Annotated in this window: 16 protein-coding genes and 1 tRNA gene; 7 read left to right on the top strand and 10 right to left on the bottom strand. The window is 54.2% G+C overall.

Annotated elements, in window-relative coordinates:
- Nucleotides 1-2: 2 nt before the first annotated feature.
- Nucleotides 3-1,160 carry an ATP-binding protein gene (locus ACZ5OO_RS01325; protein WP_013266870.1) on the bottom strand — a complete coding sequence of 386 codons (1,158 nt, stop codon included), beginning with the start codon at nt 1,158-1,160 and terminating at the stop codon, nt 3-5.
- A gap of 59 nt (nt 1,161-1,219) precedes the next feature.
- On the bottom strand, nt 1,220-2,020 hold the full coding sequence (locus tag ACZ5OO_RS01320) for a hypothetical protein (RefSeq protein WP_013266869.1): 801 nt from the start codon (nt 2,018-2,020) through the stop codon (nt 1,220-1,222).
- A 134-nt stretch (nt 2,021-2,154) separates the two neighbouring features.
- Here ACZ5OO_RS01320 and ACZ5OO_RS01315 point away from each other — a divergent pair, with 134 nt between their 5' ends.
- Entirely contained in the window at nt 2,155-2,778 is a 624-nt protein-coding gene (locus tag ACZ5OO_RS01315; RefSeq protein WP_013266868.1) for an Ntn hydrolase family protein, read from the top strand.
- Nucleotides 2,765-3,574, top strand: coding sequence for an endonuclease V (locus ACZ5OO_RS01310; RefSeq protein ID WP_013266867.1), 810 nt, complete (start codon nt 2,765-2,767; stop codon nt 3,572-3,574). The genes ACZ5OO_RS01315 and ACZ5OO_RS01310 overlap by 14 nt, the downstream gene beginning before the upstream one ends.
- Here ACZ5OO_RS01310 and ACZ5OO_RS01305 read toward each other — a convergent pair.
- A complete protein-coding gene (locus ACZ5OO_RS01305; protein WP_148217156.1) occupies nt 3,546-3,803 on the bottom strand; it encodes a hypothetical protein in 258 nt (85 codons plus the stop codon). The genes ACZ5OO_RS01310 and ACZ5OO_RS01305 overlap by 29 nt on opposite strands.
- Nucleotides 3,804-3,956: 153 nt before the next feature.
- Between ACZ5OO_RS01305 and amrA the strand changes: the two genes are divergently transcribed.
- Genes amrA through ACZ5OO_RS01285 form a run of 4 tightly spaced genes read left to right on the top strand, consistent with a single transcriptional unit; the run spans nt 3,957 to nt 6,134 of the window.
- On the top strand, nt 3,957-4,643 hold the full coding sequence (gene amrA, locus ACZ5OO_RS01300) for an AmmeMemoRadiSam system protein A (protein WP_148217155.1): 687 nt from the start codon (nt 3,957-3,959) through the stop codon (nt 4,641-4,643).
- A 34-nt stretch (nt 4,644-4,677) separates the two neighbouring features.
- Entirely contained in the window at nt 4,678-4,857 is a 180-nt protein-coding gene (locus tag ACZ5OO_RS01295) for a protein translocase SEC61 complex subunit gamma (protein ID WP_013266864.1), read from the top strand.
- 9 nt (nt 4,858-4,866) lie between these two features.
- Nucleotides 4,867-5,385 (top strand): transcription elongation factor Spt5, encoded by a 519-nt coding sequence (locus ACZ5OO_RS01290; RefSeq protein WP_013266863.1) that lies wholly within the window; start codon nt 4,867-4,869, stop codon nt 5,383-5,385.
- Between the two features lie 5 nt (nt 5,386-5,390).
- Entirely contained in the window at nt 5,391-6,134 is a 744-nt protein-coding gene (locus tag ACZ5OO_RS01285) for a DUF357 domain-containing protein (RefSeq protein ID WP_083774052.1), read from the top strand.
- A 4-nt stretch (nt 6,135-6,138) separates the two neighbouring features.
- Here the strand turns inward: ACZ5OO_RS01285 and ACZ5OO_RS01280 are convergent, their stop codons facing one another.
- The 3 genes from ACZ5OO_RS01280 to ACZ5OO_RS01270 all read right to left on the bottom strand — a co-directional run bounded on the left by ACZ5OO_RS01280 (nt 6,139) and on the right by ACZ5OO_RS01270 (nt 7,625).
- Entirely contained in the window at nt 6,139-6,522 is a 384-nt protein-coding gene (locus ACZ5OO_RS01280; RefSeq protein ID WP_464078342.1) for a RidA family protein, read from the bottom strand.
- A gap of 73 nt (nt 6,523-6,595) precedes the next feature.
- Nucleotides 6,596-7,453, bottom strand: coding sequence for an NAD(P)-dependent oxidoreductase (locus ACZ5OO_RS01275; RefSeq protein ID WP_013266860.1), 858 nt, complete (start codon nt 7,451-7,453; stop codon nt 6,596-6,598).
- A 98-nt stretch (nt 7,454-7,551) separates the two neighbouring features.
- Nucleotides 7,552-7,625, bottom strand: a tRNA-Met gene (locus ACZ5OO_RS01270).
- A 107-nt stretch (nt 7,626-7,732) separates the two neighbouring features.
- Here ACZ5OO_RS01270 and ACZ5OO_RS01265 point away from each other — a divergent pair.
- Nucleotides 7,733-8,659: a zinc-binding dehydrogenase gene (locus tag ACZ5OO_RS01265; RefSeq protein ID WP_013266859.1), complete on the top strand. Its 927-nt coding sequence runs from the start codon at nt 7,733-7,735 to the stop codon at nt 8,657-8,659.
- Here the strand turns inward: ACZ5OO_RS01265 and ACZ5OO_RS01260 are convergent.
- The 4 genes from ACZ5OO_RS01260 to ACZ5OO_RS01245 all read right to left on the bottom strand — a co-directional run bounded on the left by ACZ5OO_RS01260 (nt 8,656) and on the right by ACZ5OO_RS01245 (nt 12,228).
- Nucleotides 8,656-10,284: an ABC transporter permease subunit gene (locus ACZ5OO_RS01260; protein WP_464078341.1), complete on the bottom strand. Its 1,629-nt coding sequence runs from the start codon at nt 10,282-10,284 to the stop codon at nt 8,656-8,658. The genes ACZ5OO_RS01265 and ACZ5OO_RS01260 overlap by 4 nt on opposite strands.
- A gap of 2 nt (nt 10,285-10,286) precedes the next feature.
- Entirely contained in the window at nt 10,287-11,108 is an 822-nt protein-coding gene (locus ACZ5OO_RS01255; protein WP_013266857.1) for an ABC transporter ATP-binding protein, read from the bottom strand.
- Nucleotides 11,109-11,225: 117 nt separating this feature from the next.
- Nucleotides 11,226-11,774: a macro domain-containing protein gene (locus ACZ5OO_RS01250; protein WP_464078340.1), complete on the bottom strand. Its 549-nt coding sequence runs from the start codon at nt 11,772-11,774 to the stop codon at nt 11,226-11,228.
- 76 nt (nt 11,775-11,850) lie between these two features.
- Complete coding sequence (locus ACZ5OO_RS01245) at nt 11,851-12,228, bottom strand: hypothetical protein (RefSeq protein WP_464078339.1); 378 nt, start codon at nt 12,226-12,228, stop codon at nt 11,851-11,853.
- Between the last annotated feature and the right edge of the window lie 7 nt (nt 12,229-12,235).

Below are 12,235 nucleotides of genomic sequence, written 5' to 3'. Positions count from 1 at the left end.
GTTTAGACTGCCTTGAACTTCTCACTCCAGGCCTCATAGGCCTTAAGCATTTTCTCGTCAACGCTGGGCCTCCTGTTCTTCATGGACTCCTCGAAGTCCGCCATGTTCACCGGCCTGAGGTCCTTTAGCTTATTTTCAAAGTACTCCCTTACAGTCCTCATGTAGGCGTCCTGCACCAGGTCCTTTATGTCACTTCCTGAGTAGCCTTCAAGCTTTCTTGCCAGCTCGTCAATATCTACATCAGTTCCGGCTGGAAGCTTGGAAAGCAACATCTCAAGAAGCCTCTTCCTGGCGTTGAAGTCAGGGAGTCCAACGTATATCCTCTTCTGGAACCTCCTGATGAATGGCTCATCGAGGTCCCAGGGCTTGTTGGTGGCCGCAATGACATATACGTGCAGCTTCTCACCCTTGTCCTGAAGGCCGTCCATTTCCTTGAGGAACTGGTTCCTTACCCTAACCTCTCCTCCTACCTCGTTGGCATGGACTCCAAAAAGGGCGTCAACCTCATCAATGAATATTATGACGGGTACGCCTCCTTTGGCCCTGGACCTAGCGTAGTCAAAGAGCTTCTTGACGTTCTTCTCACCCTCCCCAAGCCACTTGCTCATAATGCTGGCAGCGTCAACGTAGAGGAACTCCCCCGCAACCTCGCTGGCCACCGCCGCGGCCAGCATAGTCTTGCCGGTGCCAGGCGGGCCATACAGGAGTATGCCCCTGGGCCATCCAAGCGGGAATAGCTCGGGCTTCGTTATGGGGTAAATTATGGCCTCCCTTATGGCTCTCTTGGCATCGTCAAGGCCTGCTATGTCATTGAAGGAGACCTTAGGTCTCTCCCTGAGCACGAACTCGGGCGGTTCATTATCATCACTGTTGGCCTCGCCCTTAAGGTCAACCTTAACTATGTCATCCCCCTCGCTCAGGGGCTGCGCTCCCTTAGACTCGATGTACTTGAGCCTTGAGCTCACGTCGTAATACATCCTCCTGTAGACGCCTATGAGGGGGTGATCAGGGTAGTTTCTGAGTATCTCCTCGAGCGCCTCTAGGGCCTTTTTATACTTGTCGGCAGCCGTGGCGTAGTCCTTCTCCTTCTCGGCAGTCAGAGCCTCTTCTATCTTCTTCTTAGCCATGTTCTCTAGCATCTGCACTGGGCTCCACGACATGGTGGTCGCCTCCGCTTCCCTAAGCTATTATTATTAGATCATATTAAGGGTGTGAGGCTTCACGTCGTTTGGGCCACGCTTTCAACTTTGAGCACGCCCTTAGCCTGAAGCCTTGCCAGCAGGTCCTTCACTACCTCAGGGGATACTCCCAGGTACTCGGCCGCCTTTGATATCCTGATAACTCCTCCGGAGGCCCTTATGTACTCAACGAGCTTCCCCTCGAGCACCTCAGGGTTGACAGACTTGGGCACCTCCGGCGTCAGCTTCTCAGTCTCCTCCTGGGCCTCCTTCATGGCCTCGGCTATCACCCTCTTAGTCTCGTCGTCAAGCATGGCTATGCTTCTGCCCTCTGGCAGCATGCTGCTTATCATGTTGACCTTCCTTATCACGCTCTCTGTCGACTCAAACACGGACGCCAGGGACGCAGAGGCGTCTGGCGCCAGACCTGAGAGGTAGTTGCTTATGGCGCTCATAGCGTACTGGAGCGGCGCCACGGCCTTAACTATGGACTCCACGGTCCTGGCGTCGTTTATTCTCTCTATGGCCACACCTATCAGGTGCCCATACGTGGCTATCAGTTTATAGACCCTCTTCTTTATGACTAGCTCCGACGCGCTGAGCTCTATGCCCTCATTGTCGTGGGCCTTTATCGCGCTTACCAGTTTAGCGTGGTAGGTGTTTATGTCATTAAGTATCTTCAGCTTAAACCTGTCTACTTCGGATTTGACTATGTTAAGCTGCGCAAGTATCTCGTCATAGTTAATTCCCTCCCCCTGGTTGAAGAGGTCCCCAGGGCTATCGTTATCCCTGCTAAGCCCCCAGCCGAACGCTTTTCTTATTACATCCGCAATTCCTGGCAACTCGCTCAGCCTCCCAGGAACCCTTAGAGGAGGGTAGGTGTTAGCTCAGGAGGGCAAGTATTACTGATTGGGCTGAAGTTATTACGCGCCTCTTTTAAATTCCCCTTATACTGACCCTCAACTGGTGGAGACCCGTGTCAGCTTACGAGATCGAACAAGGGACGGCTGTTGGCGTTAAGGCCAAGGACGGAGTTGTGCTGGCCACCGACAAGAGGATGGCCTACGGCTCCTTTGTTATGAGCAGGAACGCGAAGAAGGTGTTCCTGATAAACAACAGGGCTGCAATAGCAATGAGCGGCCTTTACGCCGACGTAGGCGCCATACTTAGATACCTTACGGCTGAGAGCAAGTACTATGAGCTCACAGAGGAGAGGACCATGAGCCTCTACGCCATATCGAAGCTGCTGTCAGGCATACTTTACTCATATAAGATGCTCCCATTCATAATAGAGGCCCTCGTAGGCGGCATAGACAGGGATGGGCAGCCCAAGATCTACACCCTCGACTCCTTAGGCTCCGTCTCTGAGGACAAGTATATGGCCGTCGGAAGCGGCGCCACCACAGCGCTCGGCTTCCTGGAGGATCAGTACAATGATGCTTTGTCCCTCGATCAGGCAGAGCAGGTAGCTGTAGGCGCACTAAGGATATCGATGGAGAGGGACGCCTCAACAGGCGATGGCATAGACGTTATCTCCATATCTACGAGCGGCGCCGTGAAGGAGAAGAGCCTAAGGCTGAGGGTTGTTGAGGAGTCCTGAGTGGGAGAAGGCCTGCCTTGGAGTTAGGTCGAGCTTCAGTTACAGCATCGCTAGGGACGACCAGCTGAAGCTTAAGGGCCTTCTGAGGCTCGGTAAAGATATAGCGCCTCCCAGGACCCTGGCCGCTGTCGATGCGGCCTACTGGGGCCAGGGCAGCACCTTTGGGGTCGCGGCAGCCCTGGTAGTTGACGTCACATCAAGATCCGTTGAATGCTACTATGCCTACGGGCCCGTTTGCATTCCGTACGTCCCCGGGCTCTTGGCCTTCAGGGAGCTGGAGCTAATGACGCCAGCCCTCATAAAGGCCACCAGCGGAAGAGGCGTGGATCTCCTGCTGGTTGACGGTCATGGTATAGCCCATCCAAGAGGCTTTGGCATAGCCTCCCATCTGGGCGTGGCGTTGAGGCTCCCCTCCGTAGGCGTGGCAAAGGGGCTCCTCTACGGTCGGGAGGTCCCGTGCGACTATGGGACTTGTATCTACATAGGCGATGCCGCTGTAGGCGCTGTACTAAGGGCCCCTACAGGATCCCGCATCTATGTAAGTCCAGGGAACCTGGTGGGCCTTAAGTATAGCGTAGATGTAGTTAGGTCCCTTCTCGTAGATGGCCTCAGGCTCCCCTACCCGCTCCAGGCGGCGGACGCCATAAGTAAGGACCTGAGGTCGATGTTGAGGGGTAAAGAGCCTCCAGAGGTTAAAGTGAAGGCATGCGATCTTAAGGAGATTACCGCCTTCAAAAACTTCGCCGAAGTGGCAAGAAGAGCTTCGCTTAATCCGCGCGGGACACCTCCCTTATGATGGCAGTTTTCTTCAGTCCGTTGTGCTTCACCGTTATCTTAGCCCCCTCTGCGGTCTGCCTGACAAGCAGCTCCTCGTCGATTATGGTCTTGCCACACACTGGGCACTTGTAATACCTGACTATGTTGATCTCGGTTCCATCAGTCCTGGAGGTCCTTTCAGTCCTTGAGTAAAAATTCATGGGGACCTTGCACCTTGGGCACAACACTTCAATTTCTGAGCTCTGCATATCGCTTTCACCGCGACTTAGCTTAGCTCCGAGTGCCACTGGCTTGCCGAGATTTTATTCTTAAGTCCCTGAGCTTAAGGGCGCGAAACGCGTTTAGGCTCACGCTTTGCTATTTAAGCTTTGCTGGCCGTTAGCCCCAGGAGGCGAAGTAACGTGAGCCAGCAGCCCGTGGATCCTGACGAGGTTAGCGACGCTTTAGGAGAGGAGCTCGTTAGGATAGCAAGGAAAAGCGTTGAATACTACTTTGAGAACAGGGCTCTCATGCCAACCCCTCAGGGACTGGACCCCCTGCTCCTGAGGCCTGGGGCGGCCTTCGTTACCATAGAGACATACGAGGGTGAGGCAAGGAGTTTAAGGGGGTGCATAGGCTTTATAGAGCCCATTAAGCCCTTGGTGAGGTCCGTCATAGAGGTCGCGGTGGAGGCCGCCTTTAACGACCCCAGGTTCATGCCCATGGAGAGGAGCGAGCTCGATAGCGTGACTTTCGAGGTCTCCATCCTATCAAAGCTCGAGGAGGCCCCGCGCACGCCCGAGGGACGCAAGGCCTTCGTGACCATAGGCAGGGATGGGCTCGTAGTTGAGAGGGGGTTCTACCGCGGCCTCCTGCTGCCAGAGGTCCCCGTCGAGAACATGTGGGACGTCGAGACGTTCCTCTCCGAGACGTGCATAAAGGCCGGCCTCTGGCCTGACTGCTGGTACGATGAAAAGGTCAAGGTCTACAGGTTCAGGACTGCCGCATGGCTTGAGGAGAAGCCGAAGGGCAGGGTTGTGCGGAGGAACCTGGTCGAGGAGTACAGGAAAGCCCTTGAGGCTAGGGGACTGCTGACGCAGAGCACTTAAACTTTGGCCTCACCTAGTATCGAAGGCGGGCGCCGTGAGCTTAAAGGAAAAGCTTCAGAACCACGTGGCCTCGTGGAAGAGGATACTGTTGCTCTCGAGAAAGCCTGACGATGAGGAGTTCGGGCTGTTGACAAGGCTAACACTTCTTGGCATGCTACTGGTGGGCGCCATAGCATACATTATACACCTGATATATGTCATACTTCTGAGCTGAGGTGTTACTATGTCATCCCAGGCAGGCTCGGGTGCGCCGCAGCAAGGGGGAGGCGCTGCCCAGGGCAGCAGGTTTTATGCGATCTACGTGACAGGGGGCTACGAAGAACGAGTTGTGGCAGTCCTTGGCGAGAGAGCCAGAACCCTTCAGCTTGACGTGAGGAGCATCGTTTACTCGCCCGACTTAAAGGGAGTGGTCTTCGTCGAGGTAGGTGATGTTAAGGACCTCTACTACCTCATAAGAGGCGTAAGAAACATAAAGAGGAGGAGACCAACTATGGTGTCGGTTGACGATATACTTAAACTGGTGAAGCCGCCAGCAGCTGCGGAGCCTATAGCAAAGGGCGACGTAATTCAGGTCATAGGCGGGCCGTTTAAAGGCATGAGGGGCAGGATAATAGAGGTCAGGAAGGGCGAGGTCGACGTTAACCTGTTGGAGGGCGACTCTAAGATAATAGTCACCATACCAATAGACCAGGTGAAGCCGGTGGGCAAGGAACGTGAAGGCCAGGAGGAGCAGGGCGGGTGAGCTAAATCGCTGCAGCTAACGAGGACCTTAGCAGCAGGGTAGAAAAGTACCTGGCTGGAATCAGGGAGGCTGTCCGCGCGGCTGAGGAGAAGCTGAGCCGCCTAGGTCCTAGCACCTTACCTGGGGCAAGCGCCATATTAGAGAACGTGTCCGCCTATGTAAATGATGCCGAGTACTACCTTGCTAAGGGCGACCCTGCGACAGCGTTGGTTTCCGTATCATATGCGGAAGGCCTATTGGATTCACTTAGGTTCCTAGGCATACTTGACTTCAGCTGGCCCTCACCCCCCGTTGACTCCAAAAAGGTTGTCGTGGCTGGAACCTTTGACATCCTGCACCCCGGCCACCTACAGCTGCTTAGCTTCGCCTCAAGGCTGGGCAAGCTCTATGTTATAGTTGCAAGGGACTTCAACGCGCAGAGAGACAAGGGAAGGCCAACTGTACTTGACGAGCAGTCAAGGCTGCAGATACTGAGCTCCATAAAGTTCGTCTATAAGGCTGTGCTGGGCGACGAGAAGGACTACCTGAAGCCTATAGAGGACATAAAGCCTGACTACATAGTGCTTGGCCCAGACCAGGCTATGGATGAGGAGTGGCTTGCGGCCGAGGTGGAGAGGAGAACGGGCAAAAGGCCAACCGTAATAAGGTTTGAGTCTAAGAGGGAGTTCTCAGGAGGTCTAAGGGGGTCAACGGATATAATAAAGAGGGCCTGTAAAGTGCTGATACAGCAGGGAGAAAATGGCAAATAACCCTTCAGGTGTGCCTGGCGGCTATTACGTCGACCTCTATTTGGGCCCCCGCTGGAAGGTCGTTAACGAAGACTGTAGTCCTGGCTGGGAAGGACCCCTTGAAGTACTCTGAGTAGATCTGGTTAAAGTCCTGGAACCTAGAGGGGTCCTTGAGGTATACGGTCACCTTCACGACGTCGTCGAGGGAGGAACCGCCGGCCTCCAGAATGGCCTTAACGTTCTCCAGGGCCCTCCTTACTTGCTCCTTGAAGTCATCGCTCACTATACGGCCTGTGGAAGGGTCTATCGGTATCTGGCCTGACACGAAGATAAGGTCTCCAGCTATTATTGCCTGACTGTAAGGCCCTATGGGCCTTGGAGCCCTCTCGGTAAACACTGCCTCCTTCATGCCAAAGCCCCAGCCTAAACGATGCCAACTAATATAAAAGGTTCAGGAATGCGGGCGGCTTAGTGGCAAAGGCTTACTTCAGGGAAAGGAGCCTGTAGAGCTCCTCAACCTCAGAGATGTCACTCTTGCCCAGGCCCCTCTGCTTAGCCGCCGCCAGCACCTCGCTTACCTCGGCCAGGACCGGGGTGAACGTGGAGCCCAGCTCCTTAAGGGCCTTAAGCGCCTCCTCAGCCACATAGCTGCCTAGCTCTATCGAGAAGAGCTCCTTATAGGAGCCCTTTAACATGAGCGGTAGCCTTGACCTGAGCTGCGCGGAGTCGGCGCCTCCCATGGAGAGCGCCTTAACAATGTCGTCTGGCGGTGCGCCCAGGTTCTTCAGCGCTGAGGCCGCCTCAGCGAGGACCACCGTGTTAGCCATAAGTATTAGCGTGCTTATGAGCTTGAGGGCTACGGCCGACTCGTCGCTTCCCACATATATATGCTGTCCCATGTCGCTCAGCACCTGTTTCGAAGCCTCGTAGAGGCCCCTATTACCACCAACGTAAAGTACCAGAGTTCCTGCCTCGGCATTCGTTGGACCTCCCTCCATCATGGCAGTGATATACTTAAGCCCAAGATCTTCAGCCAATGACTTGGCCTTCCTGGACTCCTCAAGGCCTATGGTGGTCAGATTTATGGCAACGCCTTCAAGGCCTTTAAGCTGGGGCAGAATTGCTAGGAGCTCGGAGCCTCCTGGAAGGGAAAGAAGCACGAAGTCGCTTTCCGAGGCGTCGGCAGGGCTGCTCAATGACTTGAAGTTCTGCAGGTCCTTAAGGTATGAGTATGCCGAGGTCATAACGTCATATCCGAATACCTCATACCCCCTAGACGAGAGCCTCCTGGCTATCCCCCTACCCATTCTTCCAAGGCCTATAACTGAGACCCTGGTCAAGGCTCCACCGTCTCTGAACCTGCGTCCTCGAGAATAAACGCCTAGTCGGTAAGCCTGTAGGCAACCCAGGCCAGAGGAGCGCAACGGGCAAAGGGTTATAGCGGGGGGTGGATTTGAACCACCGACCTCGGGGTTATGAGCCCCGCGGGCTACCAGGCTGCCCTACCCCGCTGCCCTACCCCGCCTCCCTTTGCCCTTTTAGCAACAGGCCATCTATGCAGCTTATAAGCTTATGCGATATCTACTGCTTTGACTACTTAAATTATCTAGGGGCGCGCGGTGGTAAGAGCGAGGGCTGCTATATTAAGGGAATTTGGCAGACAGTTTGATATAGATTATGTTGACATCAATGCTGAAGGGAACGACGTTATAGTGAAGGTCAAGTCGGTGGGCGTGTGCGGTAGAGATATAGTGGTGTGGCGCGGCGGCTTCAGGAACTTGAAGCCTCCTCTGGTGCTAGGCCATGAGGTGTTCGGTGTTACCGAGGATGGAGAGCCAGTGGGAGTTTATCCTGCGGACCCTGGCTCAGAGGAGTTCCTCCCCCTGGGCGAGAGAAGGCCGGGTGGATACGCGGAGCTGATGGCAGCGCCTAGGTCAAACATAGTTAGGCTCCCTGACGAGGAGTTCGACAAATACGCTGCCGCCACCTGCGGCGTGGCCACCCTGATTCACGCATCCAGGGTGGTAGGCGTTAGACCAGGCGACAGGGTCCTCGTCACAGGCGCCAGCGGCGGCGTTGGCATACATGGGGTCCAGTACCTCTCTAATGTTCTTCATGCCAACGTAATAGCGTACGTGAGGTCCAAGGAGAAGGCGCACGTCCTGGAGGGCTTGGGCGTATCTGTCGTAACGGACCTCTCCTTCTACAGAAGCCTGGGAAGAGTGGACTATGTCTTTGAAATAGTCGGCGCGCCGCTGATAAACGAGAGCATGAGAAGCCTAAGGCGCGGAGGCGAACTGGTTCTAGTGGGGAACGTCACTGGAGAGCCCATCTCGATAGAGAGGCCGGCGCTGCTAGTCATGAGGGAGCTTAAGATAAGCGGCACATCGGCTTACACAAAGTCTGAGTACGAGGAGGCAGTGAAACTCATAGGCGAAGGCCTGGTAAAGCCCTTTTATAAAGCTTACAGACTTGATGATGTGAACCTGGCGTACAGCGACATTCTGAATGGAAAAGCCCTGGGCAGGGCGGTGCTTAAGCCCTAGGCAGCGTATATGGACTCCTCTATGACGTATTTTCTCCTTGAAATCTCAAGCAGGTGCCTGGTGAACAAAAGGGCGAAGGCCACTACAACTATGCCGAATATCAGGGAAGCGTAGGCCGCGAGCGCTATGTTACCTTCATTGGTGGCCACGTCAAGTATCTTCAGTATTCCATGTGACACCTCGAGCGTTTTATCGCCTATGATGTCAGGCCAGTACTCCCCAATCATAAGTCCTCCCCAGGCGCTGTCTATTGTCGACGTCAGCCCAGTGACTATGTATGGTAGGGTTCCAGGAATCAGTATCTTGCGCAGCCTCTTGAAGAAGCCCATGTTTAGGTTGTCCATGAGCTCTACAACTTCATGTGGGACCGCCTTAATGCCCATCCAGTACGCGTAGAATATGTAGTAGAACGTGCTTACAAAGCCAAGGAACAGGACGTAGAGCTCGTTGGTAAAGCCTCCAAACGCCCTGTAGAGTATGGCGCTGGTTGCAAGGAAGAGCAAGGGGAAGTAGGCTGGAGCTGGCAGCGCTGAGAGGGACTGAATCAGCGGTATGAAGACCGCCTCCGCCCTCCTGTGGAAGGCCAGGTAGTAACCTACGAAGACGGCAACTGCAAACGATATCAACGTGATTACGGCCACTCTCGCGTAGTCATAGGCTAGGCCGACAATTATAGGCCATGTATTGGAGAGAAGGTAGTTCCAAGTACTTGGCTTTACCGACAGCGCTGCCTTCGCAGCGCCATAAATTATAAGCAATAGCAGCACCGCGCCGACGATCCTGAGGGCCCAGTCAAGCTGCCTTTCAGATAGCTGTATCCTTTCAACTCTCCGTAAAGGTACCGCCCTAACAGGCCTGGAGGTGACGGTTGTTATCACGCGCAGCGGCCTGGCGGCCGCGTAGAATCTGCTCAGGGACCTCCACCTGGTCCTGACCCCTGGATGAGCGGACCTAGGCGGCGTGTCCAGCCCGTACTTTGCTACTGCCCAGTTGGCAAAGTTCCTTAAGGCAAAGATTACGCCAGCAATAAGCATGGCGAGGCCTAGGAGGGAGTAGTAGACGCAATTAAGCATGCCCTCATTCATGAATTTGGCTATCAGGGACCCTATGCCAAACACGTGGTAGCTAGTTGCCCCTATAGAGAACACCTCGCTCACAGTTATGTAAAAGTACGCGTCAGCGAAGCTAGGAATTAGGTTGGCTGCTATGCGGGGCATAGAAAAAGGTATGTAAAGCCTCCTCATCTTGGCTATAAAGCCATACCTTAGGTTCTCAGCTACCTCTAGCATTGGGAGTGGCAACGTTTTGAACGCCTGGTAGATGCCCATCCATATGTTCCACACCACAGCCGTGAATACAAGGAAATCGACGGCCAGCTCGACGCCTATGTAACCCCCGATCCTGTCAACGAAGAAGATCAACACCACTGGGAAGAATGATATCACAGGAACGGACTCCAGGACTTCGCTAAGGCCGACATAGACGCTCTCAAAGGCCCTGCTCTTAATGGCTAAGTATCCAAGGAGCCAGCCAGTTACTATGGAGAGCCCTATTGTCAGGAAGACCCTGCCGGTGGTAGCGAGTATTGCGAGGGCAATAGTAACGTAGATGTTAGCATAGCTCATAATCACGCCCCTCTGTACTCGGCTATATAATCGTAAAGTACGTCGGTGTAGTTCATGAACTCTGGATCCCTCGGGTTTCTGGGTCTCGGCAGGTTTATCTTAACCTTGCCAGTTATCGTCGCAGGCCTCCCGTTCAAAATGTAGACTACGTCTGCCAGCTCTACGGCCTCTGCAAGGTTATGAGTTACCATAACTACACCCTTGAGCGGCGTGTTCACGTTAAATAACATATTATAGACCTCCCTCCTTAGCGACTCCGCAGTGAGCTCGTCCAGGTGGGAGAAGGGCTCATCCATGAGGAGCACTATGGGATCGGCCGCCAGCGCCCTCGCTATGGCGACCCTCTGTCTCATGCCCCCGCTCAGTTCCTTGGGGTAAAAGTGCTCAAAGCCCTTCAGACCGACGACTTCTATCATCTGGAGGGCTACCTGCCTCGCTACGTCTTTGGGCAGGTGCCTGACCTCGGTGCCCATGAGGACGTTGTCAAGCACCGTCATCCATGGGAAAGTAACTATGGATTGGTGGACCATCATTATCTTAGGAGTGGGCCTCGTTACCTCCTCATTCATGAGGAGGACCCTGCCGCTCGAGGGTTTTATGAAACCCCCCAATATCCTCAGCAGCGTCGACTTGCCGGCACCTGAGGGTCCCACTATTACTACGAAGTTATTTTCATCAACTTCTAGGTTTACATGGTCAAGGACCTTATAGTTATTATATGAGAACGATATGTCCTCGGCTTCTAGCACGGGGCCGGCAGCAGCGCTTGGGGCGACGGCCTCTAGGGAACTCGTTCTTCCAACGTATCCACCCCACCTAATCATTGATCGATCTGACACCTGGCTTCAGGGTTATTAATTCTTCAACAGTGTTGGGTATCCCTAAATGGTAGGATGGAAACGCCGTAGAGACGTCCTTTCCAAGGTCTTTAAGGATCTGCATTAAATGCCCCTAGAGCCTAGGTAAGAGCTTACCGCCGCAGAGAACGCCTCATAGAGGCCCTCATCTATTGCCACGAGAACTATCTTAAAGGGCGGCGGGCCGTTTACATCAATAAACTTCTTTATTTCGTCAACCATGGCGTTTGCAGCCACCGTGAACGGGACTCCTCCCACCCCGGTGCCCATCCCGGGGAAGGCTATGCTGTTGACGTTAAGCTGCCTCGCAACCTTAAGTGCTGCCCTGGTGGCAAGCCTCACGTTGGTCTCATTGGTGGGCGAAGCTGGCTCCTTCATTGTGGGCGCGTGTATTACATACTTAGCCTTGAGTTTGCCCGCGGTGGTAGCCACGGCATCCCCTATGTCGACAGGAGCCTTGGATATAGCTTCATCCTCTATCACCTTGCCGCCCTTTCGCCTTATAGCGCCTGCAACGCCGCCACCCATTATTAGGTAGGAGTTGGCCGGGTTAACTATTGCGTCAGCTTCTTCATCAGTTATATCGCCAAGCTTGACTATAACTGTGACCTGGCCATACCTGACAGCGAGCAAGGCCCTCCCTAAAGTCTATAGGAAGGGCCATCTAAAAAGCTATCAACGCTTAGAGAAACCCGAGCTGACGCTGGATTCAGCTTTCCTGCTGAGCGCTCTCGCCCTGCTCCAGGCCCTCAAGCTGGTCCTTTGCCCCTTGCTTTACCTCCTCCAGGTGCTCAAGCACGTCGTAGAGGTTTCCCAGTTGGGTTGGCATGAACTTTACCTGGCCCTTCAACGCCTTGTACTCGCTCTGGCTCAGGGTGTCATCCCTGACTATGACTGCCTTTGCTCCCAGCTCTATCAGGCCTTCAATTGCTGCCTGGCTTCCCATCTCCGGGGCAGGGTTCTCGTATTGCTCCACCACCTTCTGCTCCTCATCTATTATGCCCAGAACTTCAGCCCTACTTAGGGGCTGCAGGGCAAAGTCCTGTCCTCCATAGAATATCGCTATCCTCAAGTCCTTACATCTCAAGGTAGCT

The organism is Acidilobus aceticus (assembly GCF_055392325.1).
This window is presented reverse-complemented; position numbering and strand designations above follow the sequence as displayed.